This is a genomic window from Clostridium lundense DSM 17049 (genome assembly GCF_000619945.1).
GTDB classification, from domain to species: domain Bacteria; phylum Bacillota; class Clostridia; order Clostridiales; family Clostridiaceae; genus Clostridium_AO; species Clostridium_AO lundense.
Genome location: NZ_JHVC01000001.1, coordinates 123018 through 141302 on the forward strand (window position 1 = coordinate 123018; position 18285 = coordinate 141302).

19 protein-coding genes, 1 pseudogene and 1 riboswitch are annotated in these 18285 nt (G+C 27.0%); of the genes and pseudogenes, 16 read left to right on the forward strand and 4 right to left on the reverse strand.

What is annotated here, in order from left to right; all coding sequences use genetic code 11:
• Window positions 1-87: 87 nt before the first annotated feature.
• The 4 genes from T514_RS23560 (at window position 88) to T514_RS0100650 (ending at window position 2183) form a co-directional block, all read left to right on the forward strand.
• Window positions 88-417 (forward strand): hypothetical protein, encoded by a 330-nt coding sequence (locus T514_RS23560; protein ID WP_242850538.1) that lies wholly within the window; start codon window positions 88-90, stop codon window positions 415-417.
• Window positions 418-766: 349 nt separating this feature from the next.
• Entirely contained in the window at window positions 767-946 is a 180-nt protein-coding gene (locus tag T514_RS0100635) for a hypothetical protein (protein WP_156939766.1), read from the forward strand.
• Window positions 947-1342: 396 nt separating this feature from the next.
• On the forward strand, window positions 1343-1765 hold the full coding sequence (locus tag T514_RS0100645) for a GNAT family N-acetyltransferase (RefSeq protein ID WP_027623005.1): 423 nt from the start codon (window positions 1343-1345) through the stop codon (window positions 1763-1765).
• Window positions 1766-1898: 133 nt separating this feature from the next.
• Entirely contained in the window at window positions 1899-2183 is a 285-nt protein-coding gene (locus tag T514_RS0100650; protein ID WP_027623006.1) for a hypothetical protein, read from the forward strand.
• A 76-nt stretch (window positions 2184-2259) separates the two neighbouring features.
• Here the strand turns inward: T514_RS0100650 and T514_RS0100655 are convergent, their stop codons facing one another.
• Window positions 2260-3363 carry a hypothetical protein gene (locus T514_RS0100655; RefSeq protein ID WP_027623007.1) on the reverse strand — a complete coding sequence of 368 codons (1104 nt, stop codon included), beginning with the start codon at window positions 3361-3363 and terminating at the stop codon, window positions 2260-2262.
• Window positions 3364-3593: 230 nt separating this feature from the next.
• On the opposite strand from T514_RS0100655, the gene T514_RS27485 reads away from it, so the two are divergent.
• A complete protein-coding gene (locus tag T514_RS27485) occupies window positions 3594-3728 on the forward strand; it encodes a hypothetical protein (protein ID WP_278246502.1) in 135 nt (44 codons plus the stop codon).
• 449 nt (window positions 3729-4177) lie between these two features.
• Window positions 4178-6034, forward strand: coding sequence for an LTA synthase family protein (locus T514_RS0100665; protein WP_027623008.1), 1857 nt, complete (start codon window positions 4178-4180; stop codon window positions 6032-6034).
• A gap of 125 nt (window positions 6035-6159) precedes the next feature.
• Here the strand turns inward: T514_RS0100665 and T514_RS0100670 are convergent, their stop codons facing one another.
• On the reverse strand, window positions 6160-6645 hold the full coding sequence (locus tag T514_RS0100670; protein WP_027623009.1) for a hypothetical protein: 486 nt from the start codon (window positions 6643-6645) through the stop codon (window positions 6160-6162).
• 220 nt (window positions 6646-6865) lie between these two features.
• Window positions 6866-6975, forward strand: a riboswitch (TPP riboswitch).
• A 252-nt stretch (window positions 6976-7227) separates the two neighbouring features.
• On the opposite strand from T514_RS0100670, the gene tenA reads away from it, so the two are divergent.
• The 5 genes from tenA (at window position 7228) to T514_RS23565 (ending at window position 11287) form a co-directional block, all read left to right on the forward strand.
• The gene (gene tenA / locus T514_RS0100675) at window positions 7228-7887 is read left to right on the forward strand and encodes a thiaminase II (protein ID WP_027623010.1); all 660 of its coding nucleotides are present in this window, start codon (window positions 7228-7230) and stop codon (window positions 7885-7887) included.
• Between the two features lie 6 nt (window positions 7888-7893).
• Window positions 7894-8646, forward strand: coding sequence for an ABC transporter ATP-binding protein (locus T514_RS0100680; RefSeq protein ID WP_027623011.1), 753 nt, complete (start codon window positions 7894-7896; stop codon window positions 8644-8646).
• Window positions 8643-9386, forward strand: a complete 744-nt coding sequence (locus tag T514_RS0100685) for an ABC transporter permease (RefSeq protein WP_027623012.1) — start codon at window positions 8643-8645, stop codon at window positions 9384-9386. The genes T514_RS0100680 and T514_RS0100685 overlap by 4 nt, the downstream gene beginning before the upstream one ends.
• The gene (locus T514_RS0100690) at window positions 9383-10393 is read left to right on the forward strand and encodes an ABC transporter substrate-binding protein (protein WP_027623013.1); all 1011 of its coding nucleotides are present in this window, start codon (window positions 9383-9385) and stop codon (window positions 10391-10393) included. Before T514_RS0100685 ends, T514_RS0100690 begins: the two co-directional genes overlap by 4 nt.
• 198 nt (window positions 10394-10591) lie before the next feature.
• The gene (locus T514_RS23565; protein ID WP_051541667.1) at window positions 10592-11287 is read left to right on the forward strand and encodes a tetratricopeptide repeat protein; all 696 of its coding nucleotides are present in this window, start codon (window positions 10592-10594) and stop codon (window positions 11285-11287) included.
• A 186-nt stretch (window positions 11288-11473) separates the two neighbouring features.
• On the opposite strand, the gene T514_RS25485 is transcribed toward T514_RS23565, so the two are convergent.
• The gene (locus T514_RS25485; protein WP_027623014.1) at window positions 11474-12541 is read right to left on the reverse strand and encodes a GGDEF domain-containing protein; all 1068 of its coding nucleotides are present in this window, start codon (window positions 12539-12541) and stop codon (window positions 11474-11476) included.
• 90 nt (window positions 12542-12631) lie between these two features.
• Here T514_RS25485 and T514_RS0100705 point away from each other — a divergent pair, with 90 nt between their 5' ends.
• Window positions 12632-12871, forward strand: coding sequence for a FeoA family protein (locus T514_RS0100705; protein ID WP_156939767.1), 240 nt, complete (start codon window positions 12632-12634; stop codon window positions 12869-12871).
• Here the strand turns inward: T514_RS0100705 and T514_RS0100710 are convergent, their stop codons facing one another.
• On the reverse strand, window positions 12872-13507 hold the full coding sequence (locus T514_RS0100710) for an HD-GYP domain-containing protein (RefSeq protein ID WP_027623016.1): 636 nt from the start codon (window positions 13505-13507) through the stop codon (window positions 12872-12874).
• A gap of 259 nt (window positions 13508-13766) precedes the next feature.
• Between T514_RS0100710 and T514_RS0100715 the strand changes: the two genes are divergently transcribed.
• The 4 genes and pseudogenes from T514_RS0100715 to T514_RS0100730 all read left to right on the forward strand — a co-directional run bounded on the left by T514_RS0100715 (window position 13767) and on the right by T514_RS0100730 (window position 18268).
• Window positions 13767-14888 (forward strand): SLC13 family permease, encoded by a 1122-nt coding sequence (locus T514_RS0100715; protein WP_027623017.1) that lies wholly within the window; start codon window positions 13767-13769, stop codon window positions 14886-14888.
• Between the two features lie 60 nt (window positions 14889-14948).
• Window positions 14949-15346, forward strand: a pseudogene (locus T514_RS23575) (acetate uptake transporter family protein).
• Between the two features lie 95 nt (window positions 15347-15441).
• Window positions 15442-16371, forward strand: a complete 930-nt coding sequence (locus T514_RS0100725; protein ID WP_051541669.1) for a DUF6414 family protein — start codon at window positions 15442-15444, stop codon at window positions 16369-16371.
• A 202-nt stretch (window positions 16372-16573) separates the two neighbouring features.
• Window positions 16574-18268: a methyl-accepting chemotaxis protein gene (locus T514_RS0100730; RefSeq protein WP_027623019.1), complete on the forward strand. Its 1695-nt coding sequence runs from the start codon at window positions 16574-16576 to the stop codon at window positions 18266-18268.
• Window positions 18269-18285: the final 17 nt, after the last annotated feature.

The window sequence follows — 18285 nt, forward strand, 5'->3', positions numbered from 1 at the left end:
GAGTATACTATATTAGTTATAGAAATAAGATAGAGAAAGGTTAAAAGGGTTTTAAAAGCTAATGATTTTATAGAAAACAAAAATTTAATGGGAAAGTTAAGTAATGTACAAGTAAGAATATGGTATAATTATCATGATAAAAATATTATCAATAAGATAGATAAATCGTTACCCATAAAAGATCAAGCTATGCAAGCTCATTTTTTAAGAAACAAGTATAGAACTCAAGCTAGAAAATTAATGAGAGATAGAAAACTTGCAAGACATTTAGATATTAATAACTATAATTTACCCTTTGAATATTATGAAAATAAATATTTAAAGCAGGGGTATAGTGAAGATTCTCTTTATAAAAAAATACTAGATGCTTCGACTAGATCAAATAAAAGGGTAAACGAAAGCTTGGGAATAATATAGTAATAGATCTAGAAACAAATATAGTACTTAACTGTAAAGCGTATTGTAAACTCAGCGCTGTTAATCATACCCTAAGAAAAATCTTAGGATATTTTTATTTTTTGGTGATTAATAATGCAGTAGGTAAGTGATATCCTATACTCTTAACTTAAAAAGAGGACATATATATTTGATTTATGCAAATGTATATATGCTCTCTTTTTCTAATAATTTAAAAGCGTGTATTAAGGTGCAATTTATTTATATGTAAATTATACCATTAATTCTAATATAATGTTATAATTTACATGTGAATAATGCGAAATTGAAGGGAAGAGTTTTGAAAAAGAGAATCTTAAAAATTACATATGTGAATATTAAAGGAATAATTACATTAATGGTAGTGTATTTTTTAAGAAAAAAGATTTCATTTAAGGATAATTATTTTTATACTAAATTGATAGGTTATTCTATTATGATTTTGATTTTAATGCCAATAATGCATTATCTTCTTATGAAATTAATATATCATGATGATGATAATAAGTGATAAGAAATTTGTGATAGAGAAATTTACTTCATCTCTATCTTTTTTATTCTTTGGATAAATTATTATAGTTAGTAAATGCATTATGTTAATACTATTTTTAAAATATATGGGAGATTTTTGGATAATAAACAGTATTATTAATATGAGTAACACATATTAAGAAAATAATATTTTTAAATAACAAATTTTTTTAAGGAGGGACGAAGTTGAGATTTACAGAGGAGAATTTAACAGAAGAAATCAAGAATAGAAATCCTGCAGCTTTAGAATATGCAATTAATACCTATTTACAAATTACTAATAGAGAATAATATTTCTTCTAAAGATTTCTCTTGCGCCTTACCTAGCGTAATCAGTTATACTTAATTTATAGAATTACTTCTAGGAGGAGAAAAGATGAAACTTAGGATTCAATGTAATTGTTCAAATATTGATTGGAATTGTGTATCTGACATATTGAAAAAGGTTGGAATGGCATATTTTGAAGGGGAAGTGCATAAGAAAGCCTTTGAAAATAGTTATACTGTTGTATTTGTTTTTGATGATGAGAAACTGATTGGCTTTGGTCGTGCAATATCAGATGGAATTTATCAAGCTGCAATTTATGATGTAGCAGTATTACCTGAATATCAGGGTGAAAATATGGGGAAAACAATTGTTAATAGCATTTTAAAATCTATACCAAAATGTAATTTTATATTATATGCTTCACCTGGTAAAGAAGCTTTTTATGAAAATCTGGGTTTTAGAAAAATGAAAACAGGCATGGCATTATTCTATAATGCAGAAAAAATGCACACAAGAGGGTTCATTGAATAAATTCAAATAATAAACGTATATATAGTTTTAAGTATTAAATATTTTCTTCATATGTTCTTTATATAAGTAATATACAATACAGTTAAAGCAAATGGCTTTTAAAAATTATAGAAAGTACATTGGAGGAGAAATTATGAATTGCTGTGGAAATAATAAAGAAAAGAAAGTAAATAATCATAGTATGCTAAAACATATATTACACATGATTCTCTGTTGTGGTTTACCTATAATTATTGTTGGAGTTTTACCATTTATAGCAAAGGCTAGTCCTAGTGTTGCTAATATAATTGCAAGGATAGTACCGTTTTTATGTCCACTAATGATGATTTCGATGATATTAATGATGTTTATGGGAAACAAAAGGGGAAGTTGTTGTGATAATTCAAATGAAGAAAGTAATAGTAAAGAGATAATGTAGATAAGAATAAAGTATAATAAGGAGAGGCTCACTAGAGAGCCATCTCCTTTTATTATTTACTTTTTTTAGGTGCTTTTTAAATAGCTTTTTTCTGTGCTTGAGCTTTTAAAGTTGTTTTAGAATTTACTTTTGTTTTAGAGTTTTCCTTTGAATTTGTTTTAGTATGTTCTTTCTTTTCTGGTTTTGCTGGACTTAAGCTCCCATCCCAATTGTTTATTCTTTCTGTGATCTTTGCTATCATGGTAGTAGCTTTTTCTTGAATTAGCTTTCCATCTGAAACTTTTTTATTTATTTTATCAGTTTCAGCCTTTATAAGAGCAGCTTTAACTTGATCAGCAGTCATACCTTTTTTTTCTTTTGCTAAATCAAATATAGTCTTACCAGATTGCTTTGCAGTAGCAATGTCTTCCTTTGATAGTCCTAAAGCTTCAATTGCGAAGAAACCTGCACCTTTTTTGTCTTTATCATTGTGATTAAAATATTTTATAGAACCATCCCAATTGTTTATGCTTTCTGTAATCTTTGCTATCATAGCAGCAGCTTTTTCTTGAGTTAGCTTTCCATCTGAAACTTTTTTATTTATTTTATCAGTTTCAGCTTTTATAAGAGCAGCTTTAACTTGATCAGCAGTCATGCCTTTTTTCTCTTTTGCTAAATCAAATATAGTTTTACCAGATTGCTTTGCAGCAGCAATATCTTCTTTTGATAGTCCTAAAGCTTCAATTGCGAAGAAACCTGCACCTTTTTTATCTTTATCATTGTGATTAAAATATTTTATAGAACCATCCCAATTGTTTATTTTTTCTGTAACTTTTGCTATCATAGCAGTAGCTTTTTCTTGAGTTAGCTTTCCATCTGAAACTTTTTTATTTATTTTATCAGTTTCAGCCTTTATAAGAGCAGCTTTAACTTGATCAGCAGTCATACCTTTTTTCTCTTTTGCTAAATCAAATATAGTTTTACCAGATTGTTTTGCAGCAGAAATATCTTCTTTTGATAATCCTAAAGCTTCAATTGAGAAGCATCCTGCACCTTTTTTATCTTTAAACATTTCTATCATCTTATTAGTTTTTTTAGTTTCTTTGGAAGTTGAATTTGTTGCGGCAAAAACATTGGAGCCAATACCAATCATCATTGAAAGACTTAATGCAGCTATTATTTTTGATTTCTTACTAATCATTTTTGTTACCTCCTAAAATTTGTTTTCTTATTTCTTTATGAGATTAGTATGCATGTGGTGTGTGTCAACCAGGTGATAAAAATATAAACAAATTATGAACAATGTGGATTGATTTTCTTATTTGTAATTTACTAAAAATATTTTTATAAACTTCTGTGTTTGAATGTGTATTTGATAAGAAAATTAAAAAAGCACACCAGAATTGAACTGATGCGCTTTTTAGTATTTATATGTTTAATATGGGGAGTAGTATGGTCTTTGATAATAGTATGGTGGATAGTAGTATGGTGGATAGTAGTATGGTTGAGGATAGAAAATTGGGTACGGATAGAAATAAGGGTAACGAGGATATCTACGTCTTCTAGGACGTCTCTGCCTATATTGGGCATCATATTCGTCCGAGTCATCGTATTCATCCATAATAGGATAAGCAGTATAGTTTATATTTTCAGGTTGATAATAATTTGAGAATGCACCTTCATTAATGTCGTTGTTGTAGTTTAAGGAATCCATAAAATACCTCCATAAAATTTACTACAATAATATAGTATGAATAAATACATAAATTGCTACAACATTTAAAAAAATATTGTGTGAAATGATAATAATATAAGAGAGTGTTGATAAATAGAAATATTTTTACAGCTCTTGTTTACAATTTATTAACAATGCTGTGATGTAGTTGCCATGTTCAGAAGATAGTATTAATTATGTAAGCAATAAGTTATATAAGATATGTTAAATTGATATATTGGAGGTATGTATGGATATTAGAAATACAGGACAAACTAAGTCAAATGATGGCTTAAATAATATGATTTATAATATGGGAATACAATGGACAGGTCATTGGGAAGTCTTTTCGTTTTTAATTATAGTTACAGCAAAGATATTATATTATGGAAAACAAATTTCACCAGAGTATTTTGATGCAAAGCTTTTACAGCCGCCTGTGATAGCTTCTATTTTACCTATTGTTGCAATATCTTATTTATTTAAAAATAAGGCTAGAATAAGTTTTCTTTATATAATGAACATAATTATTAGTATAATTTTATTTGCAGATACTGTTTATTATAGTTATTTCAAAGATATTATATCCATAGCAGCAATTAAAGATAGTTTTTTACTAAAAGATGTGTCATCAAGTTTAGGAGCTTTAATAAAAGCAAGAGATTTTATTTATTTAATAGATATAATATTGTTTATTCCAATAATGAAAATAATCAAAAAGATTGATAGAAAAGAATTTTCACTAAGATTTAGACTCATGGTTTTCACATTGTTAATTGTTTTAGGTATTACATTTGATGGTAAATTTATTTATGCATTTTCTAAGGAACAACCTTTATTAATTAAAACTATGAGTAATAAGCTTTATTTAACAAAAGTACTGGGGAATATTAACTTTCACGTTTTAGATAGTTATAATTTTATTAATAATAAAATTAATAATATGAAAGACGTTCCTGATAGTAGAAAAAATGAAATAGGAGTTTTTTTAGCAAATAAAAATGAATCTACAGGTAAAAATTTTTCTGGAGTAGGAACTGGACAAAACTTAATAGTTATTCAAGTAGAAGCTCTTCAGCAATTTGTAATTAACAGCAAAATAAATGGTGAGGAAATTACTCCAAACTTAAATAAATGGATAAATAAAAGTATGTATTTTGATAATTATTTTTACCAAGTAGCTGGAGGAAACACATCTGATGCTGAATTTATGTCAAATAATTCATTATATCCTGCAGCATCAGGATCGGCCTATTATCAATATACAGGGGATACACTTAATTCATTACCTAAAGTACTAAAGGAAAATGAATATGATACTGCTGCATTCCATGGGTATATAGAAGGCTTTTGGAACAGAAATGTTATGTATAATACAGAAGGCTTTGATAATTTTTATGGAGAAAATAGCTTTAATATAGATGAAAAAGTAGGACTTGGATTAAGTGACAAATCATTTTTGAACCAATCTGTTGATAAAATAAAAGGATTAAAGCAGCCTTTTTACTCATTTATAGTGACATTAAGTAGTCATTTTCCTTATGATGATGTACAGGGTTATGGAAACTTTAATGTAGGAAATTATGAAAATACTCTTTTAGGAAATTACTTAAAGGGAATCCATTATACAGATGCTCAATTAGGAATGTTTTTAGACAAGCTTCAAAACGAGGGACTACTTGACAATTCAATTGTTGTCATTTATGGAGATCATAATGCTATTCCAAAAGATAATATTGAACAACTATATGAGTTTGAAGGCATTAAAAATGCAACAGATTTACAATGGTTTCAGTATCAAAAAGTACCTATGTTAATACATTTTCCTAATGATGAATATAAAGGTGTTAATCATACCTATGCAGGACAAATGGATTTATATCCTACATTAGCAAACATATTTAATTTGTCTAATAAATATATGTTAGGCAAGGATATATTAAATACTTCAGATGGAAAAGTAATCTTTAGAAATGGTTCATTTACAGATGGAAAGATTTTTTATGTTTCATGGACAGATACCTATTATGATATAAAGTCAGGAAACACAATATCTGAGACAACTGAGTTAAAAGATAAGAAGAAAAAAGCTTTGGAAGAACTTAAGTATTCTGATGATATTTTAAATCATAATTTAATAAAAACCATAGGTAAGTAATTATTGAGAGTTCATTGTTTTGAAATAAGAAAGTATAAATAATAAAGAATAAATATGTATAATTTTATAATAGTAATTATTATTTTAAATTTACCATATTTATTCTTTATTATATTTATAGATTTTTATCTATTATTTTCTTGTGCTTCTTCTAAATTATTTTTTTTACATGAATTAAAGTTCCCATCCCACTTTTCTATGTTTAACTTCATTTTTGATATAATCTCATCAGCTTTTTCTCTATTTAGTTTGCCTTCAGTAACTTTGTTATTTATATTATCAGTTTTTGCTTTAATAATTATTGATCTAACTTGATCAGGACTCATGTCATTTTTTTCTTTTTCTATGTCAAATATAGTTTTACCAGATTTCTTTGCATTTTCAATATCTTCAGTTGTTAATTTTAATTCTTCTATTGATGAAAGTCCTTTAAATTGTCCATCTCTAAATTTGTTAGGATGTCTTATACTTTCATCTTGTTTTTCTGTTTTATTAATAGGTTGAGTAACTTCCCTAAATTCTGGTGTATACATTGCAAAAACATTAGACCTTATCCCTAGCACCAGTGAAAGAGTTAATACTATAATTTTTTTTCTGTTTTGAATAAACATTTTAATTGCCTCCTTAAATTTTTAAATTTTACTGCATTTTTAGTATGTGTATTAATATGAGGAATAAGTAATGAAATTACTAACAAATTATGAATAAATTAAAAGATAAATTATTGGTTAAAATCGGAAACTAGACAATGTACACAATATACCTATTGACCATATAGCTATATTGTAGTAATATGACATTGTGCGAAAAAATAAATAATGTGAATTAGTATAATAATCCCAGGGGGGCTGGTGTTGCCAGCTGAGAGTAAGAACTGGATTCTTAGACCCTATAACCTGATCTGGATAATACCAGCGTAGGAAGAGGCTTTATATATTTTTGGAGAATATAGGTACAAACCTCTTTTAAGGTTTGTACCTTTTTTAATTTTAAAAATCAGATTATAGAAAATAGAACATAGAAGAAGAGGCTTTTATTTACGCTATGAAAAGTTTAAATAGTAAATTAGAAAGTGATTTGTTAACATTCATTCTCAATTCCTAACTTTTAATTTTAAATTTTTTAATAAAGTGGAAAAAATTTTTTATCTATACTCTGTTATCTGTGATCTAAAAAATATGGAGGGTTTTAAAATGAAGTTTTCAGAAAAATTATATGAAAGTGTAGAAGGAATTTGGCAATCTTATTATGAACATCCTTTTGTAAAGGGAATAGGTACTGGTGCTTTGGAGGTTGACAAATTTAAATATTATATGATTCAAGATTATCTATATCTATTAGATTATGCTAAGGTTTATGCATTAGGAGTTGTTAAAGCTGATACAGAAGAAGTTATGCAGGGATTTTCTTCTATGGTAAATGGCATACTAAATGGTGAAATGAGTATTCATCGTTCATATATGAAAAGACTTGGAATTACCCAGGAAGAAATAAAAAATGCTAAAGCTAGTCTTGATAATATTTCTTATACTCACTATATGCTTGCAGTAGCACATACAGGTAATTTAGCAGATCTTACAGTCTCATTACTTTCTTGTATGTGGAGTTATTTAGAAATAGGAAGACATTTAAGTAAAATTCCTAATTCTATAGAACATGAATTTTATGGTGAATGGATAAGAGGGTACATATCAAAAGAATATGAAGAGTTAACTCAGTGGGTAATAGATTTAGTAGATGACCTTGCAGAAGATATGTCAGAGAAGGAACTTAAAAAATTAGAAGAAATATTTATTAATACTAGTAAATATGAATATATGTTCTGGGAAATGTCCTACAATAAGGGGATGTAACTTTTTATGCTAAAATTTTGTGATGTAAATTTCAAATACAAAGATGAAGAAAAACATATTATAGAAAATTTAGATTTTCAGGTAAGTAAGGGGGAATTTGTAAGCATAATAGGACCTAGTGGTTGTGGAAAAAGTACAATTTTTAGATTGATTACTGGTCTTGAAAAGGCTGAAAGTGGAAAAATTTTTATAAATGATGAAAACATACATAATTTAAAGGGATATATAGGATATATGCCTCAAAGGGATTTACTTATACCCTGGAGAACTATTTCGGAAAACGCTTGCTTACCACTGGAGGTTCAGGGTAAAAATTCAAAGGAAGCCAAAATAGAAGCTGAAAAATTTTTGACTTCTTTTGGACTTGGTCAGTATAAAGATAAATATCCAAAAGATTTGTCCGGAGGAATGAGGCAAAGGGTATCTTTTATAAGAACTTTACTTACTGGTTCGGATATTATGCTTTTAGATGAGCCTTTTAGTGCATTAGATGCTATAACAAAAATATCTATGCAGGAATGGATTTTAGAGCAGTGGTCAAATTTAAGGAAAACTATACTATTTATAACTCATGATGTGGAAGAGGCATTGTTTTTATCTAGTAAGATATTTGTTATTTCTGAAAAACCTATAACTAAATTAAAGGAAGTAATCGTTCCAGCTAGTTATCCAAGGAATAGACATATGTTAAGTAGACCTGAAATATTAAATATAAAAGAAGAACTTGTAAATGAGTTAAAGCAGAGGATTCAATTATGAAGAAATATTCATCATCAATAATAGTAAGTATTATATTTTTTATGTTTTGGGAAGGTCTTGCAAGATATATAAATGCTATGTATATATTACCTTCACCAAGTAAGATAATAGAAAAAGCTTGGATTTTAAGAGAACCTCTTTTTAAAGTACATCTTCCAGCAACTTTGGCAGTTACTTTTTTGGGGCTCTTAATTTCTATAGTTTTAGGAGTGGCTCTAGCTGTAGCTATGGCTTTAAGTGAAAAAATTGAAAAAGCAATATATCCTATAGTAGTGGTAACTCAAACAGTTCCTATAACTGCCTTAGCACCAATATTTGTACTTTGGTTTGGATATACTATATGGAGCAAGATTTTGGTGACTATATTAATAACCTTTTTTCCTATAACTGTAAATGTGTATGATGGTCTTCGTTCAACAAGAAGGGAAATGGAAGAACTTTTAATTACCTATGGAGCCAGTAAAAAACAAATATTTATTAAATTGAAACTTCCATCTGCATTACCATACTTTTTTTCAGCTTTAAAAATATCTGTACCACTTAGTGTAATTGGTGCTGCCATTAGTGAGTGGCTTTGTTCTCAATCTGGGTTAGGATATTTTAGTAAAAGAATGATGACTCAATTAGATGGAGCTGCAGTATTTGCACCTATAGTAATTTTATCAGTTGTAGCTTTAATATTTGTTTTAATAATAAACATTCTAGAAAATAAGATAATTAAATGGAGGAATGAAGTGTGAAAAAGTTTAAGTATTTATCCTTAGTATTAGTATTTTTATTAGTAACTTTAACAGGATGTGCAGGAAAGCCAGGAGAAAAAAGTACAGCTGATAATAAAAAGCTAGAAGAAGTGGACTTAGTGTTAGATTGGTATCCAAATGCAATACATAGTTTTATATATACAGCTATGGAAAAAGGATATTATGAAGAAGAAGGATTAAAAGTTAATATAAAATTTCCTTCAAACCCAACAGACCCATTAACTTTACCGGCTGCAGGTAAGGCAACTTTAGGAATTTACTATCAACCAGATATAGTAATGGCAAGAGCAAATGAAAAGGTGCCAGTAAAGTCTATTGGAGCTATAGTACATACTCCTTTAAATGTTATAATTTCTTTAAAAGAAAAAAATATTAACTCACCAAAGGATTTATCAGGAAAAACTGTTGGATTTTCAGGAAATCCATTAAATACAGAGTATGTTAAAGCCATGGTAAAAGCAGATGGAGGAGATCCAAACTCAGTAAAGATTATAGATGTAGGGTTTGAATTACTTTCATCTATGATAACAAAGAAAGTAGATGCTACTACTGGTGGACTTATAAATCATGAAGTTCCAGTACTTAAGCATGAAGGACACAAAATTAATTATTTTAGTCCATCAGATTATGGGGTACCAAGATACTACGAAGAAGTATTTGTTGCTAGCGATAATACTATAAAAGAAAAGAGTGAGACTTTAAAGAAGTTTATGAGAGCTTCTCAAAAAGGCTATGAATTTATGAAAAAGAATCCAGATGAATCTCTAAAAATATTATTAAATAATCAACAAAAGGATAACTTCCCACTTACAGAAGCCGTGGAAAAGGAAAGTATGAATATGTTGCTTCCAAGGATGGAATCAAAGGAAGAACCATTCTTATATCAAGATAAAAAGGTTTGGGAAGATAATATTAAGTGGTTACAAGAAAAAGGTTTGTTAAAGGAAAAGGTTAATGCAGAAGATTTCTTTGTAAATCTTCAGTAAAAAAAGTGCGGCACACTAAAAAAGGTGTGCCGCACTTTTTTATATTGATTTTTAATGTTGAATTTGAAATAGAGATATATAACTATATCCATACTTACAATATGATGTTAATATAATATGGCTGAAGAAGTATATATAACATAGTTTATGGCAATAATTGTAATATGTAATAAATATTTCATATAAAGGAGAATAACTATGGAAAGTTGTTTTGATATGAATAATGAAAATATTAAAGTTGTTGCTTTGCTTGAAAAAGGGAAATGTCTTTTTGAAAAAAATAAAATTGATGAAGCTTTTAAAATTTTTGAAGAAGCAATTAATTTAGATAAAAACTATGCTGAAACTTATATTGTAAAAGCTGAGGCCCATATTGGTATGTATGAAATTGATGAGGCTAAAGAATGTATAAGAAAATATCTTACATTTGTTCCTAAAAGCAAGAAAGCTTATTTGGATTTAATAGACATATATGATATTACTGCAGAATTTGAAAAAGCAATTTTTTATTGTGATGAATTACTAAAAGAAGATAATAAAAATGCTGAAATATATTTTAAAAAAGCAGACTTTTTTGATATGTTAGGTGATAGTAAAAAGGCTCTAAATTGTTGTAATTCCTGCTTGAAGATAAACCCTAACTTCTATGAAGTACTTTGCCTTAAAGGTAGTTTATTAAATGCCTTAGATCGAAATGTAGAAGCTCTTGAAATATATTCTCAGGCAATTGAACTAGATAAAACTAAAAGTAAGGCTTATATTGAAAAAGCATTAGTTTATAAGGATATGGAAAACTATCATACTGCTTTGAAATTTGCTAAAAAGGCCTATGAGTTAGATCCTAAAGATGAGTGGTGCAAATGTCAATATTCAATAATGAAAAGCTTATTTTAAGAGAATATATAATAAATAACAGAGTATAAAGTATGGATAAAACATTGTTTTGAAATATTTAAAGTAAGTATGCTGAAATTTTTCTTAATGACAATGGAGAATAATTTTTTATATCTGTGCCTTATACTCTGTATTCTATTTACTAAAATCTATTCTTTAAAAAGCATATTATAACATAATTTTAATTTATGAAACTTTCCACCTAATACAATTCTTACCACAGGTTTTTGCCTCATATAAGAGTTTATCTACACTTTCTATAAATCTATGTTCATCATAATCTGACATATTCTCTAATTCCAAATTGGATATACCACAGCTTATAGTGATTTTTAGATTTAAGTCTTTCATTTTAAAGTTATGTTTTTCTATATTAAATCTTATTTTTTCACATATAGTTACACCATTTTTTAAATCTGTATTAGGAAGAAGAAGGGCAAATTCTTCACCTCCATATCTGGCTGCCATATCTTTAGGCCTAAGATTACCTAATATTATTTTTGAGGCTTCTTTTAATATAAAGTCTCCAGTTAGATGACCATAGGTATCATTAATTTTTTTAAAGTCATCAATATCAAACATAGCCAGGCACAGGTTAGAATTTTTATGAATTCTTTTGAATATATTTGAAAGATTATTATAAAAACTTCTATGGGTATACATATTAGTAAGATAATCTCTAGAGGCCAATTTCTCCAATTCTTTGTTTTTTTTATGTAGTTCTTTTATCATTAGATTAACTTGTCTTATAAGTTTATACATAAAACTTATAATAGCATGAGATATTAAGGCCAACACGTATATAAATGATATATTAACTAAATTTTCAATAGTAAATATGACAGTAAATGATTTTTTTATTATAAATATAATGCCTATAACTATTATGCTAGGAAGTATTAAGGGATTTATTTTATTAAATCTTATATTTTGAAATAATATGTATATATATACTAAAGGCAGTAAAGCATAAAAATAATTAGAATTTATGTACATATAGGATAATAAAAATAACATATCTAATAAAGTTGTAAATAAATTAGCCTTTATATTATTATTTTTAATAAAGAATATAAACTGTATAACCAAATAGATTAAATAGAAAATTATAAAATATCTATTTATACTAATAGTTTCTTTACTAGTCATAACTAACAATCTTTCAATAATAACTATAAACATTAAAAAAATAACTTTAAGCATTAAATAAAATTGTTCTAAGTTATTTGTAGTAGCTCTGTTAACATCTAACACAATTAATACCTCCGTTAATTATATAATTAGTAAATTTTACAATAAAAAATATATATGCTAAAATAATTATTAATAAATTATTATTGTTATTTGGAAAGGAATGTTAGCATGCCTCTCTCTTTTGTAAATGTAGGTAATGAAGTTATAGTAAGGTCTTTAAATTGTGACAATAAAATAAAAAAAAGATTAGAAGCTATGGGCATTATCCCAGGAACAAATCTTTTAATAGTATCCAATAATATGGATGGAGGCTTTATTGTCAATGTTAGAGGCTCAAAATTAATACTTGGACATTGTATAACCTCAAAAATAATGGTAGATATAACATAATTATAGAACATTTCTTTTTAAAAAAGGTGAATTTTCTAAAAAACTCATCCAATTTATATTGCTTTCCATAAAACAATCTACAATTAATGGATCATACATAATACCCTTGTTTATTAATATTTCATTTTTACATTCATCAAAGCTTAATGGAGTTCTATAATGCCTTTTGGACATCATTGCATCTATAGAATCACATACTGCTATTATTCTTGAACCTAAAGGTATTTCCTTTTCTTTAATTTTGCAGGGATACCCTTTACCATCCCATCTTTCATGATGGTGAAGAACGATTTTGCTAATTTGTTTTAGCTTATTTGATTTGCTTAAGATATTAAAACCTATTTGAGGGTGCATTTTTATATATTGCCATTCATGATCATATAATTTTCCCCTTTTGTTTAATATACTGTCAGGTACCCCTATTTTGCCAATATCGTGTAAATGAGCAGCTATATGTATAAATTTCAATTCTAGTCCTTTTATTCCTAAGGCTTTGGCTAAAGCTAAGGTCATATTTGCAACTCTTTCAGAGTGTCCTCTAGTATAATAGTCCTTTGCTTCTAATGCTGTTACAAGGCTTTCTATAATGTCGTGATAAAGTTCTTCTTCAGTAGGTCTTAAAATATATTTTATCATATATGTGATATCTCCTTATAATTATTATTTGGTATTGATTATCATTATCAATTATAGTATAGTACTACAATTATGTAAATATGCTTTTATATTAAATGCAAGTAGAACATAAAGGTGCTTTGGCTATATTGACAAGGAGTTTAAATAATATTATTTTACTTTTACGTTTATTTTTAATATTATTAGTAGGTGAATTGGTTTGGTAAAGATATAATTTTAGTTGCATATTTTAAAATAGTATAGTCGGAGGTGAAAAATATTGAATGTTACACAGCAGTATTCTTTTAAAATTATTTCTAAGCTAAGGGGAGATATAGTTTTAACTATATCATTAATGACAGCAATAATAACTTCATTTGTAAAAGTGCCAAGCATTAAATATATTGATTTTAAAGTAATTATTCTATTATTTAATTTAATGGTTGTAGTTAAAGCTTTTGAGGAAATTAAGCTTATGGATAAGGTTGCAATAACTTTAATATATAGATACAAAAGCTTGAGAAGAGTTTCTTTAGCATTAATATTTATAACTTTTTTTACTTCTATGTTGGTTACAAATGATGTAGCATTACTTACATTTGTACCACTTACTATAATAATAAGTAAAAAGTCTAATGCTAACTTTATGAAAACAATAATATTTCAAACTCTTGCAGCTAATATAGGGAGTAGTTTTACCCCTATGGGAAATCCTCAAAATTTATTTTTATTTACTCATTATCATATGAAAGCTTTGGATTTTTTTAAGGTTACTTTTCCTTTAGCATTAATGGGCATACTATGGCTTACAATATTAAACTTTACAATACCTAAGGATAATTTGAAATTTAAGTTAAATTTTTTACAGGTTAAGGATAATAAGAGGTTAATTATATATGCTATATTATTTTTTATAATAATTTTATCTGTATTGAATGTAATAGATTATAAGTTAGCTTTTATCATAACAGTTCTGTGTGTTTTAACTTTTGATATACAATTAATGAAAAGGGTGGATTATTTACTGTTAATTACATTTATTTGCTTTTTTATATCTATTGGTAATTTGTCTAATATGAAAGTAGTCCATTCTTATATACAAGTGTTTTTAAGTGGTAAGGCTTATACCTATATTTCCTCTATACTTTTAAGTCAAATAATAAGTAATGTACCCTGTGCCATACTTGTAGCTGAATTTACGCAAAACTGGAAACAAGTATTGCTAGGAGTAAATATAGGAGGTATGGGAACTCTTATAGCTTCACTTGCTAGTGTTATTTCATATAAACTATATATAAATGATGTAAGTGAAGAAGAAAAAAAGAATTATTTATTAAAGTTTAGTTTCTATAATTTTATAAGCTTGTTTATTTTTGCAATTATAAATTATATGATAAATTAATTGACTTTTCGACATTTTTATAATAAATTTTTATGCTAATTATTTTTTAGGAGGATGTATATGACCACTAATGAACCACAAAATATTAAAATTGTTAATTGTGACCCTTCAGCATTAGGTTTATTTGGACTTGCTATGGTAACACTTGTAGCTTCATCACAGAAGCTTGGACTTACAGAAGGAGTTTCATTTGTACTTCCATGGGCAATATTTTTAGGTGGATTTGCTTGTATAAATGATTCTAAAAGGCAGAATACTTTTGGAACAACTGCCTTTGGAGGTTATGCATTTTTTGGTTTGGAGTAGGGGCTTCATGAATGATTAAAGCAGGTGTATTTGGAAAAGGCCTTGCATCAACCGTAGACCCAAAGCAGCTTGGATTTGCAGCAGCAGTATTAAATCCTCATTTTGGTATGGTATTTTTACCTACAGGAAAACCACTTGGAATATTTAAATAAGAAGTACCCCCAGGGAAAAATTTTCACCCCTGGGGGTGTTTTATTCAGGCACTTGGAATATTATATATTAAAATCCATACGCAGGGGGAATTAGGGTGGGTAGGATTGATATTCCTATCTATATAAATAAAAACTTAATTTTGGATTTGTATGGGATATTGATAAACGGATATATAGAAAGTAGGACTATTAGATGCGTAAAGGATAGATCTAATGGTTTGAGACTACAAAAGGGGTGTAAAAATGGAGGAGGTGAAGACTTTAAAAAATCCAACAATGATAAAGAAAAAAACATTGTAAAGGATGTATATAAAAATTATTCTGATGATCTTTTAGGATGTTTTGACGATAAAAATAGTATTAGAAATGAGATAAGTATAAAAAAAATATTTACTACCTTTCAGATATTTACTAATTTGAGAGAGATAATGATAGAAGAAAATATGTTAATGATTATGGGACAAGAGAATATTATAAATAATAGAGCTATTGAAGGAGATTATGTTGAATTTGAAGGAAAAGTATCCCCCATATCACTTCAGTCTCAAATAAACACTATGATAAATGTTTTAGAAGCCTATGATTGTAAAATGTTAGACAATTTGTTAAAAACAAAAGAAGAGAAAGAAGTTTTAACAAATTATTCCACGCTTTTAAAGCAATTAAAAAGCTTAAATGAAAATTTAAATAAAAATAATACTGTTAACATGATAATGGATTGTAACTCATATAAAGCAGTTTTAAATGTAAATTCAAATAATTTTCTAGATAAAAATTCATATATATATGATAATGTAAATTGCTATTGTAAAGTTTTATGTAAAATAATTAATGTTGTAGATGAAAAAAGTTGTATAGATCTATTGTGTAAGACTTGTATGAGTGAGTATTATTGTGAGTTCTTCAATCAAATGAATCCATATCTAGATTTATTAACAAAAAACAACATTTTAGTACCTAAAAATTTTTGTACTAAAATAAATGGACCTGCTATTCAAGCTATACCAGTTGCTATGTATTGTTAACTTAAATATATAAAAAATGACACCTAAGTGTAAACTTAGGTGTTATTTTTTATTAATAACTAATCACAAGGTAGTGAAATAAAAAAACAATTAAGAAAGTGATGAGAAATATGGTATAGTGTGGTACAATATATTTGCAAAATATTTGAAATAAAATAAATTTATGGAAGTATGGCGATAAAGTATTTGGGGAGGGGAAAAGTTGAAAAGTTTTATCAAAAATTTAAAAGTATCTACTACAATAATAATTTTATCTATCATCTCAATAGTTTTTTCTTTAATAATTGGAATTTATGGCATAATTAGCACTGGCAGAATTAATGATAATGTTTCTACTATGTATGATCATAGATTAATTCCTATTGTTAATATATCGAAAATGCGAGAGAATTTTGTTCTTATAAGATTAAATTGTGCTAATGCAGATTTAAATTTTGATGAAAGATATATGAAGCTTATAGATGAAAGTGACAGGGAAATATTGAAAGACCTTAATGAATATAAATATTATTGTGATAAGGAAGAATCAAAGTTTTTGAAAATATTTGAAGATAACTATAAAGGGTACCTAGACATAGCTAAAAAGTCAGTTATGTCTTCTAAATCAGGTAATCCGCTGACAAAAGAAGAGGCAGATAAAATAACAGAAATGGGATCTGAAATTGAAAAATCATTAAATGATCTGCAGAATTATGATATTAAATTAGCAGAAAAATCCAAATTAGAAAGCAATAAAATATTTATTACTAATAGAAATATACTTATAAGCATTATAGTATTTTGTATTATAATTTTTGCAATTTTATCTTCCATTACTTTTAGGAATTTTAATGGATTCTTAAAAGAAATAGATAGTATATTGAAACAAATGTCATTAGGAAATTTGCAATTAGAAATTAAAAAACAAGGTGAAAATGAATTTGAAGAAATGAAAAAATACATACAAGATACTATAAATAATTTTGGAAAAATTATAAGAGATTTAAAAAGCAGAACTAATTCAGTTGATTATTCTTCAGAGCATTTAAGTACAATATCAGAAGAGATGGCCTATTCTTCTAATAATATATCAACAGCTATAAATGATGTAGCAAAAGGAACTTGTGATCAGGCAGGAAATTTAGTAGATATAAATAATATATTAAATAATTTTGGAAATAATATTAAAAAAGTTGTTAATGGATTAAGCGAAGTTAATGATATTTCTAATAATGTTGCTACTACTGCAGATGAAAGTAGTAAAGAAATGAAAAATTTAGAACAATCTTTTGAATACGTAGGACAATCGTATAAAAAATTTGTTCAGAAAATAGACAGTTTAGGCAAAAATATAAATAAGATAGATGAAATAACTGTTCTCATAAATAATGTAGCGGAACAAACAAATTTATTATCACTAAATGCTGCTATTGAGGCCGCAAGAGCAGGAAAATCAGGTAAAGGTTTTGCAGTAGTTGCAGAGGAAATAAGAAAGCTAGCAGAACAAAGTAAACAATCTTCAAATAATATAAGTATTCTTATAAGTGAAATATCAAAGGAAACTAAAAATATTGTAGATGATGCAGAAAGCATAAATAATAAACTACAAGAGTCTTCACAAGTGATAAAAAGTTCATTGGATTCCTTTGGAAATATTATTATATCTATTGGAGAAGTAGTACCAAAAGTAAATGCTTTAAATAAGTCTGCTATAGCTATAAATGAAGAAAAAAATAATATATTTCAAAAAATAGAAGGAGCATCGTCTATAGCAGAAGAAATATCAGCATATTCAGAAGAAATAGCAGCGTCGTCTAATCAAATGGATTCTTCATCAAGGGAAGTAGAGAAGGTAGCTAATGAATTAAGAGGATTTACAAATGAATTATTGGAAGAAATAAATTTATTTAAAATTTGATGTAATTTATGGTAATG

Excerpts from the sequence above, each read along its gene's own strand:
- T514_RS23560 (WP_242850538.1), top strand. The coding sequence starts at position 88 with ATGGGAAAGTTAAGTAATGTACAAGTAAGAATATGGTATAATTATCAT.
- T514_RS0100645 (WP_027623005.1), top strand. The coding sequence starts at position 1,343 with ATGAAACTTAGGATTCAATGTAATTGTTCAAATATTGATTGGAATTGT.
- T514_RS0100650 (WP_027623006.1), top strand. The coding sequence starts at position 1,899 with ATGAATTGCTGTGGAAATAATAAAGAAAAGAAAGTAAATAATCATAGT.
- T514_RS0100655 (WP_027623007.1), bottom strand. The coding sequence starts at position 3,363 with ATGATTAGTAAGAAATCAAAAATAATAGCTGCATTAAGTCTTTCAATG.
- T514_RS27485 (WP_278246502.1), top strand. The coding sequence starts at position 3,594 with ATGTTTAATATGGGGAGTAGTATGGTCTTTGATAATAGTATGGTGGAT.
- T514_RS0100665 (WP_027623008.1), top strand. The coding sequence starts at position 4,178 with ATGATTTATAATATGGGAATACAATGGACAGGTCATTGGGAAGTCTTT.
- T514_RS0100670 (WP_027623009.1), bottom strand. The coding sequence starts at position 6,645 with ATGTTTATTCAAAACAGAAAAAAAATTATAGTATTAACTCTTTCACTG.
- tenA (WP_027623010.1), top strand. The coding sequence starts at position 7,228 with ATGAAGTTTTCAGAAAAATTATATGAAAGTGTAGAAGGAATTTGGCAA.
- T514_RS0100680 (WP_027623011.1), top strand. The coding sequence starts at position 7,894 with ATGCTAAAATTTTGTGATGTAAATTTCAAATACAAAGATGAAGAAAAA.
- T514_RS0100685 (WP_027623012.1), top strand. The coding sequence starts at position 8,643 with ATGAAGAAATATTCATCATCAATAATAGTAAGTATTATATTTTTTATG.
- T514_RS23565 (WP_051541667.1), top strand. The coding sequence starts at position 10,592 with ATGGAAAGTTGTTTTGATATGAATAATGAAAATATTAAAGTTGTTGCT.
- T514_RS0100710 (WP_027623016.1), bottom strand. The coding sequence starts at position 13,507 with ATGATAAAATATATTTTAAGACCTACTGAAGAAGAACTTTATCACGAC.